The organism is Streptomyces gilvus (genome assembly GCF_022513565.1).
Classification (GTDB): Bacteria; Actinomycetota; Actinomycetes; order Streptomycetales; family Streptomycetaceae; genus Streptomyces; species Streptomyces gilvus.
Genome location: NZ_JAKWBE010000014.1, coordinates 111,303 through 136,465, shown reverse-complemented (window position 1 = coordinate 136,465; position 25,163 = coordinate 111,303). Strand labels below are relative to the sequence as shown.

23 protein-coding genes are annotated in these 25,163 nt (G+C 72.9%); 11 read left to right on the top strand and 12 right to left on the bottom strand.

Features of this window, described 5'->3' with window-relative positions; genetic code table 11:
- Positions 1-1,089 (bottom strand): cation diffusion facilitator family transporter, encoded by a 1,089-nt coding sequence (locus MKW14_RS22495; RefSeq protein ID WP_240864901.1) that lies wholly within the window; start codon positions 1,087-1,089, stop codon positions 1-3.
- A gap of 62 nt (positions 1,090-1,151) precedes the next feature.
- Here MKW14_RS22495 and MKW14_RS22490 point away from each other — a divergent pair, with 62 nt between their 5' ends.
- Positions 1,152-1,511: an ArsR/SmtB family transcription factor gene (locus tag MKW14_RS22490; protein WP_240864899.1), complete on the top strand. Its 360-nt coding sequence runs from the start codon at positions 1,152-1,154 to the stop codon at positions 1,509-1,511.
- A gap of 6 nt (positions 1,512-1,517) precedes the next feature.
- Here MKW14_RS22490 and MKW14_RS22485 read toward each other — a convergent pair whose 3' ends face one another.
- From MKW14_RS22485 to MKW14_RS22475, 3 genes are all read right to left on the bottom strand, one after another.
- Positions 1,518-2,735, bottom strand: a complete 1,218-nt coding sequence (locus MKW14_RS22485) for a 4-hydroxybenzoate 3-monooxygenase (protein WP_240864897.1) — start codon at positions 2,733-2,735, stop codon at positions 1,518-1,520.
- A gap of 92 nt (positions 2,736-2,827) precedes the next feature.
- Positions 2,828-4,465 carry an APC family permease gene (locus MKW14_RS22480; protein ID WP_240864895.1) on the bottom strand — a complete coding sequence of 546 codons (1,638 nt, stop codon included), beginning with the start codon at positions 4,463-4,465 and terminating at the stop codon, positions 2,828-2,830.
- A gap of 213 nt (positions 4,466-4,678) precedes the next feature.
- On the bottom strand, positions 4,679-5,086 hold the full coding sequence (locus MKW14_RS22475; RefSeq protein ID WP_240864893.1) for a CoA-binding protein: 408 nt from the start codon (positions 5,084-5,086) through the stop codon (positions 4,679-4,681).
- A 142-nt stretch (positions 5,087-5,228) separates the two neighbouring features.
- Between MKW14_RS22475 and MKW14_RS22470 the strand changes: the two genes are divergently transcribed.
- The 5 genes from MKW14_RS22470 to MKW14_RS22450 all read left to right on the top strand — a co-directional run bounded on the left by MKW14_RS22470 (position 5,229) and on the right by MKW14_RS22450 (position 11,758).
- Entirely contained in the window at positions 5,229-5,993 is a 765-nt protein-coding gene (locus MKW14_RS22470; protein WP_240864891.1) for a hypothetical protein, read from the top strand.
- Positions 5,990-6,535 carry a SixA phosphatase family protein gene (locus MKW14_RS22465; RefSeq protein ID WP_240864889.1) on the top strand — a complete coding sequence of 182 codons (546 nt, stop codon included), beginning with the start codon at positions 5,990-5,992 and terminating at the stop codon, positions 6,533-6,535. The genes MKW14_RS22470 and MKW14_RS22465 overlap by 4 nt, the downstream gene beginning before the upstream one ends.
- Positions 6,536-6,852: 317 nt before the next feature.
- A complete protein-coding gene (locus MKW14_RS22460) occupies positions 6,853-7,479 on the top strand; it encodes a YigZ family protein (protein WP_240864888.1) in 627 nt (208 codons plus the stop codon).
- Positions 7,480-7,586: 107 nt separating this feature from the next.
- Positions 7,587-8,750: an exonuclease SbcCD subunit D gene (locus MKW14_RS22455; RefSeq protein ID WP_240864885.1), complete on the top strand. Its 1,164-nt coding sequence runs from the start codon at positions 7,587-7,589 to the stop codon at positions 8,748-8,750.
- On the top strand, positions 8,747-11,758 hold the full coding sequence (locus MKW14_RS22450; protein ID WP_240864884.1) for an AAA family ATPase: 3,012 nt from the start codon (positions 8,747-8,749) through the stop codon (positions 11,756-11,758). The genes MKW14_RS22455 and MKW14_RS22450 overlap by 4 nt, the downstream gene beginning before the upstream one ends.
- Here MKW14_RS22450 and MKW14_RS22445 read toward each other — a convergent pair.
- Complete coding sequence (locus MKW14_RS22445; protein WP_133047557.1) at positions 11,752-12,198, bottom strand: Lrp/AsnC family transcriptional regulator; 447 nt, start codon at positions 12,196-12,198, stop codon at positions 11,752-11,754. The genes MKW14_RS22450 and MKW14_RS22445 overlap by 7 nt on opposite strands.
- A 93-nt stretch (positions 12,199-12,291) precedes the next feature.
- Here MKW14_RS22445 and MKW14_RS22440 point away from each other — a divergent pair, with 93 nt between their 5' ends.
- The 3 genes from MKW14_RS22440 (at position 12,292) to MKW14_RS22430 (ending at position 14,508) form a co-directional block, all read left to right on the top strand.
- Positions 12,292-12,819 carry a rhodanese-like domain-containing protein gene (locus MKW14_RS22440; RefSeq protein ID WP_240864882.1) on the top strand — a complete coding sequence of 176 codons (528 nt, stop codon included), beginning with the start codon at positions 12,292-12,294 and terminating at the stop codon, positions 12,817-12,819.
- A gap of 266 nt (positions 12,820-13,085) precedes the next feature.
- Complete coding sequence (locus MKW14_RS22435; RefSeq protein WP_240864880.1) at positions 13,086-13,604, top strand: immunity 21 family protein; 519 nt, start codon at positions 13,086-13,088, stop codon at positions 13,602-13,604.
- A gap of 58 nt (positions 13,605-13,662) precedes the next feature.
- A complete protein-coding gene (locus MKW14_RS22430) occupies positions 13,663-14,508 on the top strand; it encodes an SDR family oxidoreductase (protein WP_240864879.1) in 846 nt (281 codons plus the stop codon).
- Here the strand turns inward: MKW14_RS22430 and MKW14_RS22425 are convergent, their stop codons facing one another.
- Together MKW14_RS22425 and MKW14_RS22420 are read right to left on the bottom strand one after the other, a co-directional pair.
- The gene (locus MKW14_RS22425) at positions 14,509-16,200 is read right to left on the bottom strand and encodes a DUF885 domain-containing protein (protein ID WP_240864877.1); all 1,692 of its coding nucleotides are present in this window, start codon (positions 16,198-16,200) and stop codon (positions 14,509-14,511) included.
- A 32-nt stretch (positions 16,201-16,232) separates the two neighbouring features.
- A complete protein-coding gene (locus MKW14_RS22420) occupies positions 16,233-16,724 on the bottom strand; it encodes an Lrp/AsnC family transcriptional regulator (protein WP_240864876.1) in 492 nt (163 codons plus the stop codon).
- Positions 16,725-16,784: 60 nt separating this feature from the next.
- On the opposite strand from MKW14_RS22420, the gene MKW14_RS22415 reads away from it, so the two are divergent.
- Complete coding sequence (locus tag MKW14_RS22415) at positions 16,785-18,026, top strand: trans-sulfuration enzyme family protein (RefSeq protein ID WP_240864875.1); 1,242 nt, start codon at positions 16,785-16,787, stop codon at positions 18,024-18,026.
- On the opposite strand, the gene MKW14_RS22410 is transcribed toward MKW14_RS22415, so the two are convergent.
- The 3 genes from MKW14_RS22410 to pdxR all read right to left on the bottom strand — a co-directional run bounded on the left by MKW14_RS22410 (position 18,004) and on the right by pdxR (position 22,537).
- Entirely contained in the window at positions 18,004-19,248 is a 1,245-nt protein-coding gene (locus MKW14_RS22410; RefSeq protein WP_240864874.1) for a GNAT family N-acetyltransferase, read from the bottom strand. The genes MKW14_RS22415 and MKW14_RS22410 overlap by 23 nt on opposite strands.
- Before the next feature lie 156 nt (positions 19,249-19,404).
- Complete coding sequence (locus MKW14_RS22405) at positions 19,405-20,988, bottom strand: alkaline phosphatase D family protein (RefSeq protein WP_240864873.1); 1,584 nt, start codon at positions 20,986-20,988, stop codon at positions 19,405-19,407.
- 115 nt (positions 20,989-21,103) lie between these two features.
- Positions 21,104-22,537, bottom strand: a complete 1,434-nt coding sequence (gene pdxR, locus MKW14_RS22400; RefSeq protein ID WP_240864872.1) for a MocR-like pyridoxine biosynthesis transcription factor PdxR — start codon at positions 22,535-22,537, stop codon at positions 21,104-21,106.
- A gap of 47 nt (positions 22,538-22,584) precedes the next feature.
- Between pdxR and MKW14_RS22395 the strand changes: the two genes are divergently transcribed.
- Positions 22,585-23,571, top strand: coding sequence for a DMT family transporter (locus MKW14_RS22395; protein WP_240864871.1), 987 nt, complete (start codon positions 22,585-22,587; stop codon positions 23,569-23,571).
- Here MKW14_RS22395 and MKW14_RS22390 read toward each other — a convergent pair.
- Positions 23,468-24,298 (bottom strand): alpha/beta fold hydrolase, encoded by an 831-nt coding sequence (locus MKW14_RS22390; RefSeq protein WP_240864870.1) that lies wholly within the window; start codon positions 24,296-24,298, stop codon positions 23,468-23,470. The two genes, MKW14_RS22395 and MKW14_RS22390, sit on opposite strands and share 104 nt — an antisense overlap.
- Before the next feature lie 123 nt (positions 24,299-24,421).
- Positions 24,422-25,075 carry an NADPH-dependent F420 reductase gene (locus MKW14_RS22385; RefSeq protein WP_240864868.1) on the bottom strand — a complete coding sequence of 218 codons (654 nt, stop codon included), beginning with the start codon at positions 25,073-25,075 and terminating at the stop codon, positions 24,422-24,424.
- Positions 25,076-25,163 lie beyond the last annotated feature (88 nt).

Below are 25,163 nucleotides of genomic sequence, written 5' to 3'. Positions count from 1 at the left end.
TCAGGCGGTGTGGTGGGCCAGCGCCCGGTGGGGGTCCTCCTCGCCCGGGACCGGTGCCGGGTCCGCGTGGACCAGGGCCGCCGTCAGACGCGGTACGGCGTGCAGCAGCGCGTGTTCCGCGTCGACGGCGATGCCGTGGGCCTGCCGTACCGTCGCCTCGCCGTCCACCACGACCGCCACCTCGGCGCGCAGCCGGTGCCCGATCCAGCGCAGGCGCAGCTCGCCGACCCCGCGCACGCCCGGCACGTCCCGCAGCGCCTGCTCCGCCCGGTCCACCAGGGCGGGGTCGACGGAGTCCATCACCCGCCGGAACACCTCGCGCGCCGCGTCCCGCAGCACCAGCAGGATGGCCGCCGTGATCGCCAACCCGACGGCGGGGTCGGCCAGTTGCCACCCCAGCGCCGAGCCGCCCGCGCCCACCAGCACGGCCAGCGAGGTGAATCCGTCCGTACGGGCGTGCAGTCCGTCGGCGACCAGCGCGGCGGAGCCGATCGAACGGCCGACCCGGATCCGGTACCGCGCCACCCACTCGTTGCCCGCGAACCCGGCCAGCGCCGCCACCGCCACCGCCGGGACATGCTCCACGGGCCGCGGATCGAGCAGCCGCCCGACGGCCGTCCACGCCGCGAAGGCGGCCGACGCGGCGATCGTCAGCACGATCACGATCCCGGCGAGATCCTCTGCGCGCCCGTAGCCGTAGGTGAAGCGCCGCGTCGCCACCCGGCGCCCCAGCACGAAGGCGATCCCGAGGGGTACGGCGGTCAGCGCGTCGGCGGCGTTGTGCACCGTGTCGCCGAGCAGCGCCACCGATCCGGACAGGACGACCACGACCGCCTGGACGAGCGCGGTCGCGCCGAGGACGGCGAGGGAGACCCACAGGGCGCGCATACCGCGAGCCGAGGACTCCAGGGCGGAGTCCAGCTTGTCGGCGGTCTCGTGGGAGTGGGGGGTGAGCAGATGGCCCAGTCGGTGGCGCGGGTTCGCCCGCCGGTGGGGGTGGTCATGGCCGTGGCGGTGTTCGTGAGCGGACTCGTGGCCATGGTGGTGTGCGTGGTCATGGTCATGCGCGTGGTCGTGCCGGTCGCTCACGTCGGTCCCCTTCCGGTGTCGCGGGAGTGGACGTGGGACGCCCACGACGCCATTATGTGCGTATGAGCGCACGCATGCACCTATCAACTGCGGACGATGCGCATCCGCGTACCCCGGGCGAGGAGCAGTTCGCGCTCGCCGCGGAGCTCCTCGCCCTCCTCGGCGACCGCACCCGCCTCACTCTGCTGCATGCCCTGACCTCGGGCGAGGCCGATGTCACGACTCTCACCGAGGCCTGCGGCGCGGCCCGGCCCGCCGTCAGCCAGCATCTGGCGCGGCTGCGCCTCGCGGGCCTGGTGAACACGCGGAAGGAAGGGCGCCGGGTGATCTACTCACTGCCCGACGGGCATCTGCGGCGGCTGGTGGACGAGGCCCTGAACGTGGCCGACCACCGGCTCAGCGACCGGCCCCTGCACGACTGAGGCGGGTCACCGGGGGGCCGTGCCGAGGTACTGCTCGGCGAACGCCGCCGCCGCGGCGGGGGACTCGAAGAGGCGGCGCAGCCGGGCCAGCGTGGTGCCCGCACGGTAGGCGTCGCCGGACGACGTGCCGTGGTAGACCTCCGACAGCCACTGCGAGAACTCCTGGTAGTCCCACACCCGGCCCAGACAGGCGTCGGAGTAGCCGTTCAGACCGCCCGGTTCGCCCCTGGTGAGGTATTCCACGAGACCGTCGCCGAGCAGGAAGGCGTCGTGCAGGGCGAGGTTCATGCCCTTCGCCGCGATGGGGGCGGTGAGGTGGGCGGCGTCCCCGGCGAGGAGGAGACGGCCGAACACCATGGGTTCGACGACGTGGTTGTGCATGTCGAGGACGCGTTTCTCGATCAGCCGGCCCTCGGTCAGCGGGGGCCGGTCGGCCGCGCCGAGACGCTCCTGCAGCTCGGCCCAGACCCGCTCGTGAGGCCAGTTGTCCGGGTCGTCGCCGGGTGGGCACTCCAGGTAGTAGCGGGTGACCTCCGGGCTGCGGGCCATGTGCCCGGCGAAGCCGGACGGATGGACGCCGAAGACCACGCAGTCGCTGGACGGCGGCGCCTCGGCGAGCAGCGCCAGCCAGCCGACGCCGTAGTCGTGCCGGGCGATCCGGGCCCGCTGCGGCAGCACGGTCCGTGTCACCCCGCGCGCCCCGTCGCAGCCGGCGACGAACTCGCAGTGCACCAGCGCCCGTTGTCCGGTCTCCGGGTCGAGATAGGACACGGTCGGCCGGTCCGAGTCCAGGCCGTGCAGCTGGACGTCGCGCACGCCGAACCGTATGGCTCCGCCGCGCACGTCGGCGTACTCGCGCACGAGGTCGGTCACCAGCAACGGCTGCGGATAGACGAAGTGGTGATGTCCCGTCAGTTCGCGGTACGGGAAACGGTACCGCTGCCCCTCGAAGCGGAACTCGCACTCGGTGTGCAGCTGCGCGCGCTCCAACAGGTTCTCCGCGAGGCCCCGTTGCTCCAGCCCCCGTACCGCCCACTCCTCGATCACCCCGGCCCGGGGCCGCCGTTCGATGAACTCCCGGGTCTCGGTCTCCAGGACCAGACAGTCGACCGAGGCGGCCCGCAGGATGTTCCCGACGGTGAGACCGGCGGGCCCGGCGCCCACGATCACGACCGGAAAGCGCTGTGGGGAGGGCGAGTTTGCGTCCTGGGCGGGGAGAGTCACCGGAGCATTATGACGACGGCCCGCCGGCCACGGCAGGGGAGCCGCGGCCGACGGGCCGGTCGGATCGGGAGGGGTGGATCGGGAGGGGCGGGTCAGTGCGCGGGCGCGTCCGTGACCACGACCTCGTCGATGCTGCGCTCGATCTCCTCCGGGCGGGAGGCGGTCGCCCGGGCCCAGTAGTAGATGCCGAGGGAGAACACGGCGATGATCAGGATGTCCCACCACAGACCGATGGTGCCGCTGCCGCCGAAGCCGCCCTCGGCGGAGATGACGCCCAGGCCGATCAGATAGACGGGCAGCCACTGGGCGGCTTTGAAGTCCATCCGCGGCGCGTCCGGCTGGTTGGTGGCGTTGGCCCACCAGGCGTAGCCGCCCAGCAGCAGATAGCCCAGGATGACGGCGATGCCGAGCCGCCACAGGGTGTCCCAGCCGGCCCAGTAGATGATCAGGTTGGCCACGATGAAGGACAGCGGCGAGATCACCTTGCCGGCGGGCAGCCGGTACGGGCGCTGGTGGTGCGGCAGCCGGTCGCTGAAGACGCCGTACGCGAGCGGCGCGCCCGCGTACATCAGGACGCTCGCCGAGGTGATGAAGCCGACCAGTTCCTGCCAGCTCGGGAACGGCAGGAAGCAGACCACGCCGGTCACGAACGAGATGATCAGACCGAACCAGGGCACGCCCCGCTTGTCGGTCTGGGCGAAGACCTTCGGCGCGTAGCCGTTCTTGGCCAGGCCGTAGGAGACACGGGATGTGGCGGTCGTGTAGATCAGGCCGGTGCCGCCGGGGGAGATCACGGCGTCCGCGTACAGGATGAACGCGAGCCAGCCGAGACCCACCAGGGTGGCGAGGCCGGCCCAGGGACCGTTGATGCCCTTGAAGTAGAGGTGGGCCCAGCCGTGCGCGAAGGTGTGGTGCGGCAGCGCGGCGATGAACACGACCTGCAGGGCGACGTAGATCACGGCGCCGATCGCGACCGAGCCGAGGGTCGCCCGGGGCAGGTCGCGCTGCGGGTTGCGGCTCTCGCCGGCCAGCTGGATGGCCTGTTCGAAGCCGAGCAGCGCGAAGATGATGCCGCTCCCGCTGATCGCACTGAGCACGCCCTTGGCGCCGAACGGGGCGAAGCCCTCGGAGGTGAAGTTGCCCGGGTGGAAGTTGCCCACCGCGACGATGAAGATCGCGGCCAGCGGCACGGCGATCTTCCACCAGGTGGCGGCGCTGTTGGTGTGCGCCAGGGCCCGTACGCCGAAGAAGTTGACCGCGACGAACACGGCCATGAGGACGACGGCGACCACGAGACCGGAGGGCGTGAGGGTCTGGTCCTTGTGCTGCAGGCCCTGCGCCCAGCTCCAGTGACCGGCGTAGCCGATCATCGCCTCGACCTCGATCGGCGCGACCGTGGCCGCCTGCAGCCAGGAGAACCAGCCGAAGGACAGGCCGGCCAGGCCGCCGAAGGCGTAGTGCGGATAGCGCGCCGTGCCGCCGGCCACGGGGAACATGCCGCCGAGTTCGGCGTGCACGAGGGCCAGCAGGACGATGGCCACCGCGCCGATCAGCCACGAGATGATCGCCGCGGGTCCGGCCGCGACAACGGCCTTCTCGGCGCCGTACAGCCAGCCGGAACCGATGATCGAACCGACGGACGCCCACATCAGACCGATCAGTCCCACGTCCCGCCGCAGGCTGGTCGGACCCCTGGTGCCCTCTGCCGAGGTCTGCTCGACGCTCACCATATTCTCAGCGACCTCTCACGATTTGAATAGAAGTTTTCAGTACGTGCGACGCCGCAGATTATGAAACACCTGGGGTCGAGCAGAAGACCCATGGTGAAGTTTTGACCAACGCTCGGGAGGTTCCTGGACAGTCCTTCAGCCCCCCTGTACGCACACGAAACCCCTGTGACCAGTGGAACTGTTCACAGGGGCGAGGTCGGAACGCCGGGCAGGCTAGCCGAGGCGGGGTATCTCGATCGCGGGGCAGCGGTCCATGACCATGTCCAGTCCGGCGGCGCGGGTGCGCTCGTACGCGGCCTCGTCGACGACGTCGAGCTGGAACCAGACCGCCTTGGCACCCTTGGCCACGGCCTCGTCCGCGACCGCTGCGGCGAGGTCGCTGTTGACGAAGACGTCGACGACGTCCACGTCGAAGGGGATGTCGGCGAGGGAGGCGTAGCCCTGTTCGCCGTGGACCGTCTCCGCCTTGGGGTGGACCGGGACGACCCGCTTGCCGTAGCGCTGCAACACCTGGGCGACGCCGTACGCCGCGCGCCGCTGGTTCGACGAAAGGCCCACCACCGCCCAGGTGTCGCCGAGTTCGGTGAGGATCCTGCGAACCGTTGCCTCGTCGCCGTACACCGGGGCCTCCCAGAGCCGTCGTGAAGTGCTGTCGGAGGCGACAACCGAAGGCCCCGCGCGGGCATTCCTCAACGCGGCCCGCCCATCCACGGCGGCGACCACGAGGTGTGAATCCCCCGCGCGTGTCCGGAATCCGCGCCGGATGCCCGCGCACGCGCGTGTGCCCGCCTACGCTCACCTCGTGCTGCGCATCACCGACGCCCGAACCCGCCAGTCCGTCGACGCCGCCCCCGCCCGCAGGGGGCTGACCCGGATCGAGGCCCATGTACCGAGCTTCGGCATCGGCGCCCTGCGGGTGCTGCTCGTCGCCGATCTGCTCGTCCGCGCCCTGGAACTGGGCGGCACCCCGGCCTGGGGGGTGCTGACCGGCGAACGGGAGCAGTCGGAGCTGCGGGCCGGGTCCGCCGCGCTCGGCGTGCGGCCCTTCGAGGACCGCCGGGACGTCGGTTCCGGGCTCGGCGAGGGGCAGGTCGTCCACGTCGTCGCGGAGGGCGGCGCCGCCCCCGACGGGCTCAGGGTCGTCGTCGCCCCGGTCGAGCCGGAGGAGCCCGCAGTGACCGAGGGCGCCGATCCGACGGCCCTGCGCCTCGCCCTGATCTCCCGGCGCCACGGCGAACCCGTGCGGCTCGACCGCGCAGCCCTCGCCGACGCCCACGCCACCCTCGTACGCTGGCGGCAGGCGGTCGCCGCCTGGGCGCGGCAGCCGTCACGGCCCGTCCCCGACGAGGCGCGCACCCGCCTCCGTACCGCCTGGGAGGACGATCTGGACATCCCCGCCGTGCTCCAGGCACTGACCTGGGTGGAGACCTCCGCCGACCTGCCGGAGGGCGCCCGCTTCGAGACGTACGCCTACGCCGACCGGCTCCTCGGCCTCGAACTCACCCGCGACCTGGGGTCCCCGTCGTGATCGCGCGCGCCGGAGCCGGTCCGCTGCGCCGCCTCGTGGTGCTGCGGCACGCCAAGTCCGCGTGGCCGGACGGGGTCCCGGACCACGAGCGCCCGCTCGCGCCGCGCGGCCGACGTGACGCGCCCGCGGCCGGCCGCGCGCTGGTCGAGGCCGACTGCCTGCCCGACCTCGCGCTGTGCTCCACCGCCGTACGCGCCCGCCAGACCTGGGAGCTGGCCTCGGCCCAGTGGGGCACACCGCCGCCCGTACGGCGTGATCCCCGGCTGTACGCCGCCGACGTCACCGACCTGCTGGGGGCCGTGCGCGAGGTGTCGCCCGAGGTGGAGACGCTGCTACTGATCGGGCACAACCCCGGCCTGGAGGACCTGGTCCTGGAACTCGCCGGGGACAGCCTGGACGACGCGCTGGAGGAGGTACGGACGAAGTTCCCCACCTCGGCGATCGCCGTACTGGCCTGGCACGGCACCAGCTGGCAGGCGCTCGCCCCCGGCACCGCGCTGCTGACCGGGGTGATCGTGGCGCGCGGGAGGAAGAACCGCTGACCGCGGGACACCGCCGCGTCAGCTGTTCTGTCCCGCGAGGTCGTGGACAGTGACAGGGCTCACGGCTGATCGATCTTGAAATGGGTGAGGGCCGTCTGGCCTGGTGTGGATTGCGACATCCGCACCAGCAACAGAAAGGCCCTCGTGCCCCACCGGCCCCGCGGACTCCGGACCCGCCACCTCGGTGCCCGTCATGCTGTTCTCTCTCCCCGCGTACGTCGAGTCCCGGGTCCGCCGGCAACGAGGAGCGAGTGTCCCTGACCTCCTCACCGGCGCCCACGGCGGGGGCCAGTCGGACGTGCGCATAGGCTGACCGGATGCAGGACGAGTACCGCACCGTCGCGCGCGTGGGTGTGCACGAGACCGAGGTCAACCGCTCCCGCTTCCTGTGCGCGCTCGCTCCGGCGGGCAGCGAGCAGGAGGCGCAGGACTTCATCGCCGCCGTCCGCAAGGAGCACGCGGACGCCACCCACAACTGCTGGGCCTACGTCATCGGTGCCGACGCCTCCGTCCAGAAGGCGAGCGACGACGGCGAACCGGGCGGCACCGCCGGCGTCCCCATGCTGCAGATGCTGCTGCGCCGGGAGATGCGCTACGTCGTCGCCGTGGTCACCCGCTACTACGGCGGCGTCAAACTCGGCGCGGGCGGTCTGATCAGGGCGTACGGCGGCGCGGTCGGCGAGGCCCTGGACACGCTCGGCACCCTCACCCGCCGCCGCTTCCGGCTCGCCACGGTGACCGTCGACCACCAGCGCGCCGGCAAGGTCCAGAACGACCTGCGGTCCACGGGACGCGAGGTGCGGGACGTGCGCTACGGCGAGGCGGTCACCATCGAGATCGGCCTCCCGGACGCCGACGTGGACGCCTTCCGCGCATGGCTGGCCGACGCGACGGCCGGGACGGCCGGCTTCGAACTGGGCGGGGAGGCCTACGGAGACGCCTGACGTACCGGATGAAACGGTCGTAACGGACAGGCTCAGTACGGCTCATGACGGGCCGATACGGGAGTAACCACCCGTGATGTCGGACCCGGCCGTTAGTCTCGGGGATCATGAGACTGCTGCACACTTCCGACTGGCACCTCGGCCGGGCGTTCCACCGGGTGAACATGCTCGGTGACCAGGCCGAGTTCATCGGTCACCTCGTCACGGCCGTGCGCGAGCACGCCGTGGACGCGGTGGTCGTGTCGGGAGACGTGTACGACCGCGCGGTGCCGCCGCTCGCCGCGGTCGAGCTGTTCGACGACGTCCTGCACCGCCTCGCCGACCTCGGCGTGCCGACGTTGATGATCTCCGGCAACCACGACTCCGCCCGCCGCCTCGGCGTCGGCGCCGGACTCATCGGACGCGCGGGCATCCATCTGCGTACCGAGCCCGCGGCCTGCGGAACGCCCGTGGTCCTGGCGGACGAGCACGGGGACGTGGCGTTCTACGGACTGCCCTACCTCGAACCGGCCCTGGTGAAGGAGGACTTCGGCGTCGAGAAGGCGGGGCGCGAGCCGGTGCTCGCCGCCGCCATGGAGCGCGTCCGCGCCGACCTGGCCACCCGCGCGCCCGGCACGCGCTCCGTCGTCCTCGCCCACGCCTTCGTCACCGGCGGCGAGGCCAGCGACAGCGAGCGGGACATCACCGTCGGCGGGGTCGCCGCCGTACCCGCCGGTGTCTTCGACGGCGTCGACTACGCGGCCCTCGGCCATCTGCACGGCTGCCAGACCATCACCGAGCGGGTCCGTTACTCCGGCTCCCCGCTGGCGTACTCCTTCTCGGAGACCGACCACCGCAAGACGATGTGGCTCGTCGACCTCGACGCCCACGGCGCCGTCACCGCCGAGCGCGTCGACTGCCCGGTGCCACGCCCGCTGGCCCGCGTCCGCGGCCTGCTGGAGGACCTGCTCGCCGACCCGGACCTCACCCGGCACGAGGACGCCTGGGTCGAGGCCACCCTGACCGACGCGGTCCGCCCCGCCGATCCCATGGCCCGCCTCACCGAGCGCTTCCCGCACACCCTGAGCCTCGTCTTCGAGCCCGAGCGGGCGCCGGACGACCCCGACGTGTCCTACGCCCGGCGCCTCGCGGGCCGCAGCGACCAGGAGATCGCCGAGGACTTCGTCGCCCATGTGCGCGGCGCCGGACCCGACGAGCGCGAACAGGCCGTGCTGCGGGACGCGTTCGACGCGGTGCGCGCCGACGAGGCCGTACGGGAGGTGGCACGGTGAGGCTGCACCGGCTGGACATCACGGCCTTCGGACCCTTCGGGGCCGCCCAGTCCGTCGACTTCGACGAACTGTCGGCCGCCGGCCTGTTCCTGCTGCACGGCCCGACCGGGGCCGGCAAGACATCGGTCCTGGACGCCGTTTGCTACGCGCTGTACGGGACCGTACCCGGCGCCCGCCAGAGCGGTCAGGGGCTCACCCTGCGCAGCGACCACGCGGCAGCGAGTGTGCGCACGGAAGTGACGCTTGAACTGACCGTCGCAGGGCGCCGATTGGAGGTCACCAGGCAGCCGCCCTGGGAACGCCCGAAGAAGAAGGGGCGGCCAGGAACCACTGTCGACAAGGCGCAGAGCCGGCTGCGCGAGTACGACACCACGACCGCCGCCTGGAAGGACCTCAGCCGTTCCCACCAGGAGATCGGCGAGGAGATCACCCAGCTGCTCGGCATGAGCCGCGAGCAGTTCTGCCAGGTCGTGCTGTTGCCCCAGGGCGACTTCGCCCGCTTCCTGCGCGCCGACGCCGAGGCGCGCGGCAAGCTGCTCGGCCGCCTCTTCGACACCCACCGCTTCGCCGAGGTGGAGAAGCGCCTCGCCGAGCGCCGGCGTGCCGCCGAGGCCCGGGTGCGCGAGGGCGACGCCGAACTGCTGGCCGACGCGCACCGCATGCAGCAGGCCGCCGGCGGGGCGATGGACCTGCCCGAGCTGACGCCGGGGGAGCCGGGGCTGGCGGAAGCCGTCGTCGCGGCCGCCGCCGTCGCCCGCAGCACCGCCCGCGAACAGCTCACCATCGCCCACCTCCGCCTCACCTCCGCGGAGTCCGCCCACGCGGCAGCCGAGCGGGTACTGGACGACGTACGCGAACTGGACCGGCTGCAGCGGCGCTTCACCGAGGCACGCGAGCGTGCCGCGCGGCTGGAGGAGCACGCCGACGCGCACCGGGAGGCCCAGGCGCGCATGGAACGCTCCCGCAAGGCCGAGGCGGTGGCACCGGCGCTGGACCTCCGGGAGGCCACGGACACCGAGCACCGCAGGGCGGCGGAGGCGGAGGCACGCGCGCGTGCGCTGCTGCGGAGCGTCCTCGAGCCGGCGGAAGGACTCACCGACGCCGGTGCCGTCGGACTCGCCGCCGCCGCTCGCCGTGCCGCCGAGGAGCTGGGTGGTCTGGAGTCCGCGCGACGGGCCGAACAGCGGCTCGCCGAGCTGCTGCGGGAGCGGGAGGGACTGGAGCGGCAGGAACGGGCCGACGAGGACGTCCTCCAGGAGGCCGAGGCGTGGCTCGCCGGGTGGGACGAGACGCGCACGGCACTCCAGGGGAGTGTCGAGTCCGCGCAGGAGGCCGCCACCCGGGCCGAACAGCTGGCGGTGCAGCGGGACCCCGCCCGCAGGCGCCTCGCCGCCGCCCGGCAGCGCGACCAGCTCGGCCGGGACGTCGACGACGCCCAGCGCCAGGTCCTGGCCGCCACGGAGTCCGCGCAGAAGGCGCGCGCCGAATGGCTCGACGTGAAGGAACAGCGGCTGAACGGCATCGCAGCCGAGCTTGCCGCCCAGCTCACGGAGGGCGAACCCTGCGCGGTCTGCGGCGCCGTCGAACATCCCGCGCCGGCCCGCAAGGACGCCGGGCACGTCGGCCGGGAGACCGAGGAGCGCGCCCTGGCCGCCTACCAGCACGCCGACGAACAGCGCACCGAGGCCGAGCGGCGCCTGGGCGTCGTCCAGCGCGCCCTGGCCGCCGCCCAGGGCGAGGCCGGCGACACACCCACCGAACAACTGGCGCTCCAGGTCGATGAGTTGGAGCGGCAGTACGCGGAGTCCCGCGCCGGAGCCTCCGCGCTGTCCAGCGCCCACGAACAGCTGCGGCAGGCCGAGCAGGAACGCGACCGGCGGGTCTCCGCCCAGCAGGAGGCCGCCGTGCGCGCCGCCTCCCGGGTCGCCCGCCGGGACGCCCTGGACCAGGAACGGGCCGCTCTGGAAGCGGAGTTGACACAGGCCCGCGGCGCCGCCGAGAGCGTCGCCGCCCGCGCCGCCCAGCTCGAACGCCGGGCCGCCCTGCTCACCGAGGCCGCCGATACCGCCCGCGCCGCCGAGGACACCGCCCAGCGGCTCAAGGACGCGGACGCCCGGCTCGCCGACGCCGCCTTCCGGGCCGGCTTCGAGACCCCGCAGGCGGCGGCCGCCGCACTCCTCGACGACCACGCCCACCGCGAGCTGCAACGCCGCCTGGACGCCTGGCAGTCCGAGGAGGCCGCCGTGCGCGCCGTCCTCGCCGAGGCCGACACCGCGGCCGCCGCCCAGCAGCCGCCCACCGACCTCACCTCGGCGGAACGGGCCGCCGCCGACGCTGGCCGCCGGGTCCGCGAGGCCGCCTCCGCGCGCGACGCGGCGGCCCGCCGCTGTACCGAGCTCGACCGACTCTCCGCGCGCTCGGCCGCGGGGCTGCGCCGGCTCGCCCCGCTGCGGGAGGAGTACGACCGGGTGGCCCGTCTCGCCTCCCTCACCGCCGGCACCTCCGCGGAGAACGACCGCAAGATGCGCCTGGAGTCGTACGTGCTGGCGGCCCGCCTGGAGCAGGTCGCCGCCGCGGCGACCATGCGGCTGCAGCGCATGTCGTCCGGCCGCTACACCCTCGTCCACTCCGACGACCGCACCGGGCGCGGCCGCAGCGGTCTCGGGCTGCACGTCGTCGATTCGTGGACCGGCCGGGAGCGGGACACCTCCACGCTGTCCGGCGGGGAGACGTTCTTCGCCTCGCTCGCCCTCGCCCTCGGCCTCGCGGACGTCGTCACGGACGAGGCCGGCGGGGTCCGCCTGGACACCCTCTTCATCGACGAGGGCTTCGGCAGCCTGGACGACCAGACCCTGGACGAGGTCCTGGACGTGCTCGACTCACTGCGCGAACGGGACCGCAGCGTCGGCATCGTCAGCCATGTCGCCGACCTGCGGCGGCGCGTGCACGCCCAGTTGGAGGTGGTGAAGGGCAGATCGGGGTCGACGCTGCGGCAGCGCGGTCACTGACCGAGCGCGCGGCGCGGCAGCGGCGAGGAGTACACGACGCTCGTCGTCACCGAGCCGAGGGTGCCGATCTTCCCCGACACCTCTTCCAGATGGCGCATCGAGCGGGCGGCGACCTTGATGACGAAGCAGTCGTCGCCGGTGACGTGGTGCGCCTCGAGGATCTCGGGCGTCACGGCGACCAGATCGTGGAACGGCTTGTAGTTGCCGTTCGGGTACCTCAGCCGCACGAACGCCAGGATCGGCAGCCCCAGCCGCTCCGGGTCCACCACGGCCGCGTACCCCTGGATGACGCCCGCCTCCTCCAGCCGCCGCACCCGCTCGGTGACGGCGCTCGGCGACATGGAGACGGCCCGCGCCAACTCGGCGTAGCTGGCCCGTCCCTCCCGCTGCAGAACGTCAAGGATGCGCCAGTCGGTGGCGTCCGGGGAATACGCGGTCATCCCGGATGGATAGCAGGGGAATCCTCGGCAGATCAAGCTATGCGCCGGGGAACCGCACTTCAGAGGGCGGACGTCCGCTCGTAGATTTCAGGCATGACCACCGACACCGTGAACCCCGTCCTCCGCGTCGCCCCCGCGGCCCCGGCGCAGGCCGCCGCACACTTCCGCGCGAGCCTCGCCTTCCACGCCGACGTCTCCGACGTGGCCGCCGCGCTCGCCGCCGACGGCGACCCCGGTTTCGTCCTCGTGGACTCCCGCTCGACCGAGTCCTGGTCCCAGGGCCACATCCCCGGCGCGCTCCACCTGCCCACCGCGCTCATCCCCGAACGGGCCGAGCGGCTGCTCGACCGGTCCGTGCCGGTCGTCACGTACTGCTGGGGCCCCGGCTGCAACGGCGCCACCCGCGCCGCGCTCGCCCTCGCCGAACTCGGCTACCAGGTCAAGGAGATGCTCGGCGGCTTCGAGTACTGGGCGCGGGAGGGCTTCGCGTACGAGACCGGGGGCGGCCCGGAGCGCCGGGCACCGGACCCGCTGACGGCGCCGGTGCGGGGCGGCGAGGACCCGGTGCTATGTCACATACCACTCTCCACGGCACCGCCCCCGACCGACTGCGGCTGCTGATCCCCCGACGCTCCCGAGACACCGTGACGCACGCCGCGAGTGCCCCAGCAGCGCGTCACCGCCGTGACCGGCACACCCGCCAGCGGCGAGTGACCCAGAGCGTGGCCGTCGCGAGTGCCTCGGCGTGGCCATGGCGAGTGACCCCGGAGCGACACCGGTCCGCGTGCCCCCGAGCGTGGCCGCCGAGCGTGGTCGTTGCGGAGGCTTTGCGGATGGCGAGCACACATGATCTCCGCTCACGCCCCGTCCGTGTACGGTTCTGCGCCATGGTGCGATACGCGGATCCCGGAACGCTGGAGTGGGTCGAGTCGGGCGGCGGTCCGCTCATCGCCGTGCCGGAGACGGTGCTGCCGTTCTGGGCGGGTGCCGATGGTGAGGAGGCCGCCTCCGACTACGACCGCGCCTGCGAGGTCGACGGCGTGGTGGGACTGCTCCCGGTCGGTGACTCGGCGGCCCTGGTCCTCGGTGACGAACCGGCCTCGACCGCCTATCTGCCCGAGCACGCGGCCTTCGTGCGCTGGTGCGCCGCCAACTCCGAGGACGAACTGCTCGCCGGCGTCCCGGCCGCCCTCGCCACGGCGGACTGGAAGCACGAACTCAGCTGGGACGTGCCGGGCACCGTCGTCCTGTTCGACTCCGCCTGGCCGGGCAGCGGGACCGAGCGGACGGAGAGCCTGAAGGTCGCACTCGTACCGGGGCGTTACGCGGTCCGCGCGGCCAACGTCCAGCCGGGACCGGAGACCTGGCTGGGCCTCGTACAGCTGCGGCGGATCGAGCAGGGCTGACAGCCGGCGCCGGAAAACCACGTGCGGTCCGCGGGTGACGTCCGGATCATGGTGGCCCATGCCCCCACTTCCGCACCCCGCCCCCGAAGACCTGCGCCGTGACCCCCTGCCGCTGCGCGGACGTACCGCCCTGGTGACCGGCGCCAGCAGACGTGACGGCATCGGACACGCCGTCGCCCGGCGGCTGGCGGCGTTCGGCGCGAGCGTCTACCTGCACCACCACGTACCGCACGACGCCGCCATGCCCTGGGGCGCCGACCGCCCCGAGGACGTCATCGCCTCCGTGCGCGCGGCGCTCGGCGATCCCGGGGCGCGCGTCCTCGCCGGCCCCGGCGACCTCAGCGACCCGTCCGCGCCCGCCGAGTTGATCGCGACGGCCGCGTCCGCGCTCGGCGGCCGGCTCGACATTCTCGTCGCCAACCACGCCCTCAGCGGCAGCGACGGCACCCTCGACACGATCGACGCCGCGATGCTGGACGCGCACTGGGCCGTCGACACCCGCTCCGTGCTGCTCCTCGTCCAGGCGTACGCCCGTCTGCGCACCCGACTCCCGCCGCGCACACCCGGCGGACGCGTCGTGATGATGACTTCCGGGCAGGACCTGGCAGGCGGTATGCCGGGCGAGATCGCCTACGCCCTCCAGAAGGGCGCCCTCGCCTCCATCACCCGCTCCCTGTCGACGACGCTCGCCGAGCACGCGATCACCGTGAACACGGTCAACCCCGGCCCCGTGGACACCGGTTACGCGTCAGGTGAGGTCCACGAGGCCGTCGCCGCCCGCTTCCCCGCCGGCCGCTGGGGCATGCCCGACGACCCGGCCCGCCTCATCGCGTGGCTGGCCACGGACGAGGCGGACTGGATCACCGGCGAGGTCGTCAACTCGGAAGGGGGGTGGCGGCGTTGATCACAGACCGGCCAGCTCGTCCACCAGGTCGTCGAGGCCCAGCGAGCCCTGCGAGAGGGCTGCCATGTGCCAGGTCTTGAGGTCGAAGGCGTCGCCCTTGCGCTCGCGCGCCTTCTCCCGGCCCAGCAGCCAGGCCCGTTCGCCCAGCTTGTAGCCGATGGCCTGGCCCGGCATGGACAGGTAGCGGGTCAGCTCGCTCTCCACGAAGTCCGCGGGACGGCTGCTGTGAGAGGCGAAGAACTCCTGCGCCAGCGCGGGCGTCCAGCGCTCCCCGGGATGGAAGGGGGAGTCGCCCGGGATCGTCAGCTCCAGGTGCATGCCGATGTCGATGATCACGCGCGCGGCCCGCATCATCTGCGCGTCCAGGTACCCGAGCCGGCGCTCCGGGTCGGTCAGGAAGCCCAGCTCGTCCATCAGCCGCTCCGCGTACAGCGCCCAGCCCTCGGCGTTGGCGCTGACCATGCCCACGCCGGCCTGGTAGCGGGAGAGGTCCGCGGCGACGTGCTTCCACTGCGCCAGCTGCAGATGGTGACCGGGCACGCCCTCGTGGTACCAGGTGGACACCAGGTCGTAGACGGGGAAGCGGGTCTGGCCCATGGTGGGCAGCCAGGTGCACCCGGGCCGCGTGAAGTCGTCCGACGGGGGCGTGTAGTACGGCGCCGCCGCGCTGCCGGGCGGGGCGATCCGGGACTCGACGCGCCGTACCCGCTCGGCCAGGTCGAAGTGGGTGCCGTCCAGCTTCTCGATCGCCTCGTCCATCAGGGACTGCAGCCAGCGCTGGACCTCGTCGACGCCCTCGATGTGCGTGCCGTGCCGGTCGAGGTGGGCGAGGGCCACCCACGGGGTCTCGGCGCCGGGCAGGATCTTCTCGGCCTCGGTCCGCATCTCGCCCAGCAGCCGGTGGTACTCGGACCAGCCGTACGCGTACGCCTCGTCGAGGTCGAGGTCGGTGCCGTTGAAGTAGCGGACCCAGCGGCCGTACCGCTCGCGGCCCACGACGTCCGGCGCGCCCTCGACGGCCGGGGCGTACACGTCCCGTACCCAGTCGCGGAGGGCGACGACGGCCTCGCCGGCCGAGCGGGCCGCCGCGTCCAGCTCGGACCGGAGCGCCCCGGGCCCCGCGGCCGCGTACTGCTCGAACCAGCCGTGCCCCGCGCCGTCCGCGTCGGCCCACTGGCCTAGCTGCTGGACGAAGGTGGCGGTGGCCCGGGGTCCGCCGTACAGCTTCTTCTCCAGCCCGAGGGCCAGGGACTCCCGGTAGCCCGCCAGCGCGGCAGGCACCGCGCGCAGCCGCTCGGCGATCGCCGCCCAGTCCTCCTCCGACTGCGCCGGCGTCACGGTGAACACCTGCCGGACCGCGTGCGCGGGGGAGCTGAGGTTGCTGACGGCGCGCAGGCCCTCCTCGGCCTCGTGCACGGCGAGCCCGGCGGTCAGCCGCTCGCGCAGCAGCCGCGCGCACCGGCGCTCGATGTCACTGTCCGCGCCGGGCAGCCGCTCCGCCTCGGCCAGCCGGAGCAGGGTCGTGCGCGACAGCTCCGCCTGGGCCTCCTCGCCCGCGGGTGACAGGTCGGGCAGCCTGCTCGAACTCTCCTTCACGCCGAGGAAGGTGCCGGTGATCGGATCGAGGGCGACGAGGTCGTCGACGTAGGCGTCGGCGACCTCACGGGGCAGCGGGCTCTTGATCTCAGACATGGGCCCATCCTCGTACGACGGCCCGCCGCACGTCACCCCGATTGAGCCGACGGCGAAGGCGGGAGCAGGGGCCCGCAGTCCCACTGCTGGAAGATCAACCGCGTCTCCACGCGCGCCACTTCACGCCGTGATGTGAACTCGTCCAGCACCAGCCGCTGCAGATCCGCCATGTCGGCGACGGCGACATGCACCAGATAGTCGTCCGGCCCGGTCAGATGGAAGACGGTACGGGACTCCGGCAGCGCCCTGATCCGCTCCACGAACGGCCCCACCAACTCCCGCCGGTGCGGCCTGACCTGCACCGACAGCAGGGCCTCCAGCCCCCGCCCCAGCTTGGCCGGATCGAGCCGCAGCTGATGTCCGAGGATCACACCCGCCCGCCGCAGCCGCGTCACCCGGTCCAGACACGTCGACGGCGCCACCCCGACCTGCGCGGCGAGATCGCGGTACGTCGTCCGGGCGTCGTTCTGCAACAACCGCAGCAGATGCAGGTCCACCGGATCCAGTACGACGGATTCACCCATCGCCCGAACGTAGCACGGGACTCACCCCCCACCACCCGCCTGATGTTCATTCTTCCCCGCATGGACTCCACGAGAGCACTGGCCACCGAGGCCGTCCACGCCGGCCGCGACGACCTCGCCCGGCAGGGCCTGCACACCCCGCCCATCGACCTGTCGACCACCTACCCGTCGTACGACAGCCGTGGTGAGGCCGCGCGCATCGACGCCTTCGCCACCACCGGCGCCGAGCCGGAGGGCCCGCCCGTCTACGGCCGCCTCGGCAACCCCACCGTGGCCCGCTTCGAGACCGCCCTGGCCCGTCTCGAGGGCACCGAGTCCGCGGTCGCCTTCGCCAGCGGCATGGCCGCGCTCAGCGCCGTCCTGCTCGTACGGGCGTCCATGGGCCTGCGGCACGTGGTCGCCGTACGCCCCCTGTACGGCTGCAGTGACCATCTGCTGACCGCCGGTCTGCTCGGTACCGAGGTCACCTGGACCGACCCGGCCGGCATCACGGACGCCCTGCGCCCCGACACCGGCCTGGTCATGGTCGAGTCACCGGCCAACCCGACCCTCGCCGAGGTCGACCTGCGGGCCGTGGCCCACGCCTGCGGCTCGGTCCCCCTCCTGGCCGACAACACCTTCGCCACCCCGGTCCTGCAGCGCCCCGCCGGACAGGGCGCGCGCCTGGTCCTGCACAGCGCCACCAAGTACCTCGGCGGCCACGGCGACGTGATGGCGGGCGTGGTGGCCTGCGACGAGGAGTTCGCCGGCCGCCTCCGCCAGATCCGATTCGCCACCGGCGGTATCCTCCACCCCCTCGCGGGCTACCTCCTCCTCCGCGGCCTCGCCACCCTGACGGTCCGCGTCCACGCGGCCTCCGCCACCGCCGCCGAACTGACCCGCCGCCTCACCGCCGACCCCCGCGTCACCCGCGTCCACTACCCCCGCATCGGCGGCGCCATGATCGCCTTCGAAACCACGACCGCCCCCCACGAGGTCATAGCCGCGGTCCGCCTGATCACCCCCGCGGTAAGCCTCGGCAGCGTGGACACCCTGATCCAACACCCCGCCTCCATCAGCCACCGCATAGTGGACGGGCAGGACAGAAGGCACGCAGGCGTAACCGACCACCTACTGCGCATATCGGTGGGCCTGGAGGATGTGGAAGATCTCTGGGCGGATCTGAATCAGGCGCTGGGCCAGCGCCCCTCCAGGGGCGCGGGGCTGTGTCAATGTGCGGCTCCGCCGCGGGGCGGGACCAGCCACAACGCACCCGCACAGGCCACTCACACCGCGCCCCCTACGGCGCTTCGGCCCCAGTGATCACCCGCGCATCCACATCCAGCCGAGCCGTGATCACCAGCGTCCCCTCCTCGACCTGATAGTCGAGAGGAACCCCCAACCCCCGCATGGCAGCGACCATCCCCGTATTGGACGCCTGCGTCACGGCATAGACACTCTCGCACCCGGTGGACACCGCCATCCCCACCAGCCTGCGCAGCAACTCCGCTCCGACCCCCCGCCGCTGCCACTTGTCCTCCACCAGCAACGCGACCTCGGTCTCGTCGCCGTCCCACAACAGGTGCCCGAGCCCGACGATGCGCCCGGACGCGGTCTGCACGGCCAGCGTCCGGCCGAACCGCGGGTTCAGCAGGTGGTTCAGATAGCGGTCCGCGTCCCCGACCGGCCCGTGGTACCGCAGCCCGAGCGTCCGCGCCGAGCACCGCTCGTGCATCTCCTTCGCGGCCTCCAGATCCCGCGTGTCCGCCCGCCGTACGGTGATGTCGTTGCCTTCGGGCAGCGTCAGCACGTCGTGGCCGTGCGGCAGGCGGGGACCGAGCCGGGCGTCCAGTTCCACCAGCGCCCGCGCCCGCGCGAACTCGGTCGGGGTGAACGGCAGATACGGCCGCTCCACGGTGATCACTCCACCCTCCGGCGCCCGCAGCCGCATCACGGTGTCCTCCAGCACGCCCTCCACCGGCACGTCCTCCGCTGCCCGGCCGCCGCCGGCCGGCGCGGCGGGCGTCTGCCGGATGGTGCACCGTCCTACCAACTGCCGCAACGTCAGCGGGAGTTCGGCCGCGTCGAGTGCGGTCCGGGCGGCGAGGCCCAGCACCCGGGTCGGAGCGTCCACCAGGTCATGGGCGTCGGCCCGCTCGATCCATGTGTCCGTGCCGCCGGCCGCCGAGACCACCCGGGTGAGCTCGGACGCCTCCAGCTCGCCCGGAGCCCGCAGCAGGAACTCGTCCACCGTGCCCTCGGCCAGCGGATGCGTCTGCAGGCTCAGGATGTCCACCTGCCGTGCGGCCAGCGCCGTGCACAGCGCGGCCAGCGATCCGGGTTCGTCCTTCACGGTCGTCCGCATCCGCCACAGCACGCCGGCGCGGGGCCCGGCCTGCTGCTCGGCAGGCAGCGACCGGGCGTCGGTATCGGGTGCCGGGGGTGCGTGACCGTGGCGGCGTGACCACCAACTGTGGAACACCGTGGCGAGGCCGGCGAGGTTCCTGCGCTGCGCACGCGGCACATCAGATATTTCTCGACTCATACAGCCACTGTGAAGGAAACGTGTTGCGTGATCACGAACGCACTGTGACTGATGGGTAAAGCGTACTTATGTACCTTTTGGTGGAGTCTTTTCCTGCTCAGGGCCGCGCGCCGAGGGATGACGCCGGTACGCGGCCCTGGAACAAGCGTACGGGAGTTACTGTCCGACCCGGCCCGGCTGCAGCGTCCGCGTGAACAACACCGTGCCGTCGTACTCGCGCAGACGCACCGTCAACTCCCCGCTGTCACCGTCGATGTCGACCTCGCCGAAGAACTGGTAGCCCTCGGCGGGTGACACGTTCGAGGCGGCCGGCGCCTTGACGAACACCCGGTCGGGGCCGAAGGTGCCGTCCAGCGCGTTGGCCGGGAAGGCGCCGGCGTTCAGCGGGCCCGAGACGAACTCCCAGAACGGCTCGAAGTCCTTGAACGCGGCCCGCGAGGGGGCGTAGTGCTGGGCCGAGGTGTGGTGGACGTCCGCCGTCAGCCACACCGTGCCGGTGATCCGCCGGTGCTTGATGTACCGCAGCAGCTCGGCGATCTGCAGCTCGCGGCCGAGCGGCGCGCCCGGGTCGCCCTGTGCGACCGCCTCGAGGTTCGGCTTGCCCTCGACCGGGTCGGGTACGACGAGGCCGAGCGGCATGTCGTTGGCGATGACCTTCCACACGGCGCGGGACTTCGCCAGCTCGCGCTTGAGCCACTCCAACTGCTCACGGCCGAGGATGCCGACCGGGTCGGTGGTCTGGTTGTCGGGCGAGTTGGCGTTGCGGTAGGTGCGCATGTCGAGCACGAACACGTCCAGCAGCGGACCGTGGCTGACCTTGCGGTAGATCCGGCCGTCGGGGCGGCCGCTGATCGTGGAGATGGGGAAGTACTCGGAGAACGCCTGCCGCGAGCGCACGGCCAGGTCGTCCAGCCTGGTGCCGGCCGGATAGGGGGTGCCGGTGCCGATGACCTCGCCCGGGTACCAGTTGTTGCGGACCTCGTGGTCGTCCCACTGGATGATGTTGGGCACCTGGGCGTTGAACCGGCGCAGGGCCGCGTCCAGCAGGTTGTAGCGGAAGTTGCCCCGGTAGTCGGCGAGGGTGGTCGCGACGTGCGACTTCTCCTCGGTGGTGACGCTCCGGTAGACGCTGCCGTCGGGCAGGGTGGCGGTGGCCGCGATCGGGCCGTCGGCGTAGATGTTGTCGCCGCTGCACAGGAAGAAGTCCGGGTCGACCTTGGCCATGGCGTCGAAGATGCGGTAGCCGCCGATGGACTCGTTGATGCCCCAGCCCTGGCCCGCGAGGTCGCCGGACCACACGAACCTGACGCCCTTGCGGCGCCTGACGGGCGCCGTCCGGAAGGTGCCGGTGACCGGTTCGCCGGTGCGGCGCGGGTCGTCCGGGTCGGCGAGCAGTACCCGGTAGTGGATCTGCTCGCCCGCGGGGAGCCCGTGCAGCCGGGTCGTGCCGGTGAAGTCCGAGCTCTCGCCCAGCAGCGGACCGTGCCATCTGCGCGGGTTGCGGAACGACTCGGTCGCGGACGTCTCGACGATCATCCGCGCGGGCCGGTCGGAACGCACCCACACCAGCCCGGAGTCGGTGCTCACGTCTCCCGCCTGCACCCCCCAGCTCGCCTTCGGCCGCCCCGACAGGGCGAACGCCGGCGCCGCGCCGAGGGCGGTGGGCAGGGTCAGGGCCGCCGACGCGGCGAGTGAGCCGCGCAGCACGCTGCGGCGGGCGGGGAACGGGCGGTGCGACATGAATGCGCCTCCAGGGACGGGATCCGGCCAGTGTTGCGGTCCCACACCTACTGGGGCGTCGCAGCGCACACGCAAACCACAAGTGAACAACTGACCGCCGGGGCGCTGAAATCGCTTACTCGGCCATCAATCGCACACCCGCTCGGATCCGTGCGGGGGACAGATGTGCGTATCCCAGAACGAGTCGCACGACCCCGTCGTCCTGCCGGGCACGCGCGTGCGTGTAGTCCGTCAGCGGCCGAACGGCGACACCGGCTTCGGCCACGCGCGCGAGGAAGCGTTCCTCGGGGCCGTACCGGGCCGGGAGCGTCGCGATGACGTGCAGTCCGGCGGCGATGCCCGACACCTCCGATCCCGGGAGGTGCTCCGCCAGCGCGGCGACGAGCGCGTCCCGCCGCTCGCGGTAGGCGCGCTGGCAGCGGCGCAGCTGGCGGTCGTAGTCGCCGCGCTCCACGAAGCGGGCGAACAGCGCCTGGTCCAGGGTGGGATGGCCGAGGTCCATGGTGCGCTTGCGCTCGACGACCTCGTCGGCCAGCGACTCCGGTACGAGCAGCCAGCCGAGCCGCAGCCCCGGGGCGAGCGACTTGCTGACCGACCCCGTGTAGGCCACCCGCTCCGGGTCGAGGCCCTGCAGGGCGCCGACGGGGGCGCGGTCGTAGCGGAAGTCCCCGTCGTAGTCGTCCTCCAGCACGAGTCCGTCCACCGAGCGCGCCCAGTCGAGCAGTTCGGCCCGGCGGCGCGCCGAGTAGGCGATGCCGGTGGGGAACTGGTGCGAGGGGGTCGTCACCACGGCCCGTACGCCCGACTCGCGCAGCGCACCGACGCGGAGCCCTTCGTCGTCCAGGGGCACGGGCACGGTAGTAACGCCGGCCGCGGCGTACAGGGCGTCGTGCTGGGGGCTCCCGGGGTTCTCGACGCCCACCGTGCGCAATCCCCGCGCGTGGAGCGCGAATCCGAGCAGCGTCGTCGCCTGCGCCACTCCGGAGACCACCACGATCCGCTCCGGGTCCGCCACCACACCCCGCCGGCGCGCGAGCAGTTCCGCCAGCGCCGTACGCAGTCGGGGCAGCCCGCGCGGATCGGGGTAGCCGAGATCCTGGTGCGGCAGCTCGGCCAGCACACCCCGCTGCGCCGCCGCCCAGGCCGCGCGCGGGAACAGCGACAGGTCCGGTGTGCCGGGCACGAAGTCGGCCGCAGCGTCGGGCGAGCGGGGCGCGAGGTCACGCGCGCGTGGCCGGGCCGCCCGTACGGCACCGCTCACCCAGGTGCCGGCACCCCGGCCGCTGCGCAGGTACCCCTCCGCCGTCAACTGCTCGTACGCCTCGGTGACCAGGCCCCGTGACACCCCGAGGTCGGCGGCGAGATCCCGGCTCGACGGCAACCGTGTCCCGGGCGGCAGCCGTCCCGACCGCACGGCCTCCCGCAGCGCCGCCTGCAGGGAACGGCCACGCGTGCGTGCCGGAGCGGAGGCGGCCGGCAGCAGCAGCTCCCAGGCGGGGGAGACGGCGGACTCCGCCGTGCCGCACGGATTGGTCCCCGATGGCCTCATGGAAGTGGACCTTAAACCAGGCCGCCCGGCTCCCTAGCGTCACCGCCATGAACGCCACCACCGCCCGCGGAGCCCTCCTCGCCGCCCTCGCCTGTGTGCTCGTCGGCGGCTCCTTCACCGCCAACAGCGTCCTCGGCCACTACCCGTACGCGGGCGGGCAGTTCCTGCGCTACGGAGCGGCCTGTCTGCTCCTCGCCCCGCTGGCCGGCGCGGACGCGGCGGGTCGGCTTCGGGCGCTGACCGCCCGCCAGTGGGTGCGGCTCGCGGCACTGGCCGCCAGCGGCATGGTCGGCTTCAACCTGGCCGTCATCGCCGCCGAACGCAGCGCGGAACCGGCGGTCCCCGGCGTGCTCGTGGGCTGCGCACCGGTGATCGTCGCCGTCCTCGTGCCGCTCCTGGCGGGACGGCGGCCCCGGCGCCGGGTGCTGTACGGGGCGTCACTGGTCGCCCTCGGCGCCTTCACCGTCCAGGGATGGGGCCGTACGGACGCGGCCGGGCTCGCCTTCTCGGGCTGCGCGCTCGCCGGCGAGGTCGGATTCGCGGTCCTGGCCGTGCCCGTGCTGCGGGTGCTCGGACCCCGGCTGCTGTCGGCCACCGTGTGCGGGCTCGCCGCGGCCGAGTCGGCGGTGGTCGGACTCCTGCTGGACGGTACGGCGTGGCTGCGCCGCCCCGACGGCGTCGAGGCCGCCGCGCTGGTGTGGCAGGCGGCGGTCGTCACCGTCGTCGGCTTCGTGTGCTGGTACATGGGCATGCAGCGCATCGGCGTCGAGCGCGCCACGCTGTTCTCCGGCCTGATCCCGGTCGCCGCCGCCTGCACCGCCCCGCTCGTCGGAACGGGCGCCTACGGGCCCGCCCAGGCCGTCGGCAGCGCCCTCGTGGGCGCCGGAGTCGCCCTCGGGTCGGGGGCGTTGACCCGGGGGGCGGACGGGGTCAGCGGCTGCCGTCGAGGAGGACGCGGGCGACCAGCGCCGGGTCGTCGTTCATCGGGCAGTGCCCGCAGCCGGGCAGCCGCACCAGCCGCGCCCTGGGGATGATCTGCTTGGCGCGCACGCCCTGACGGCGTACGAGCAGCATGTCCCGGGTGCCCCAGGCCACGGTGACGGGAATCGTGGGGATGTCGTCCCGGAACAGGACGGTGGCCCCGGACTTCAGCGTGGCGTCGAACCCGGTGGCGCCGGCCAGCGCGAGGGTCTCGGCGACCACGGCCTCCGGTGAACGGCGGCCCGGGCGGGCGTAGATGGTGCTGGTCAGCATCGTGCGGCCGGCCGCCGACCGGGACAGCCGCTCGACCAACGGTAGCGGCAGACGTTGCGCTATGCGGCGCATCGCGAGCAGGACCCCGAAGGCGTAACGCCGCTCGGCCTCCGACCAGAACCCGGCGGGGGAGAGCGTGGTGACGGACCGTACGAGCTGCTCGCGGCCGAGTTCCAGGGCGAGCAGGCCGCCGAGCGAGTTGCCCGCCACATGCGGCCGGTCCAGCTGCAGCGCCTCGCAGAACGCGCCGAACACGGCCGTGGTGGTGGGCAGGTCGTAGCCCAGCCCTTCCGGCAGTCCCGGAGAGGCGCCGAAGCCGGGCAGGTCGACGGCGATCACGTCGCGCTCGGTGGCCAGGATGTCCACCACCGGGTCCCAGGCCTGCCGGTGGTGGCCGATGCCGTGCAGCAGGAGCAGCGGCTCACCGCGGCCCACGCGCGTGTAGGCGACGGTCACGGGCTGCGGACCGCGTGGGGAAGGGACCTTGAAGGAGACGGTGGCGGACATGGGTGCTCCTCGACTGGGGCTCGCTCGGTGCTCGCTGACGGACGCGCTGTAGACAGCTTGTCAGCAATTGCTACCGACGGGTAGCCCCCGGAGGGTCGTCCACCGGACTTGAACGCTTCCGCCTCAATGCCCCCTGCGCACCTCCAGATTGAAGTCGGCGTGCCCGGTGTGCCGGAACAGGTCGAGCCACAGCGGCAGGAACATCTCCACGCCGCGTGCCGAGCGGATGCCGCCCAGATCGAGCACCCGGTGCGCCGGCCACCCGAACTCGCCCAGCATGCCGGTCACCTGCTCCTTGGCGCCCGCGTCCTCCCCGCACACGAAGACCTGGTGCTCGCCCGGCACCAGCGAGGGCTCCACCATCACCTTGCAGTTGACCGTGTTCAGCGACTTCACCACGCGCGCGTGCGGGAACGCACGCTGGATCTGCTCGCCCACGCTGTCCGACTCCACGGGGTCGAGGCGCACCTGCCCGTCCTCGAACGCCAGCGGGTTGGTCACGTCGACGACGACCTTGCCGTCGAGGTTCTCCGCCCCGGCCGCCTCCAGCGCGGCCGGCGCCACCCGTCCGCCCACGGCGACCACGACCACCTCGGCCGACGAGGCCGCCTCCGCGAACGTGCCGGCCCGCGCGCCCGCACCGGCGCCCCGCGCCCACTCCAGGGCGGCCGGATTGTCCTTCGTGCGGGACCCCAGCGTCACCTCGTGGCCGAGCTCCGCCAGCTTGCCGCCGAGTGTCCGGCCCACGTCGCCCGTGCCCAGAACCGCGTACCGCATGGCAACCTCCGTCCGTCCGGACCGCCGACCGCCCCGGCGGCTCGCGGCCCATTCTGCTCCGGGATCCCCTTCGGGACACGCGCAATCC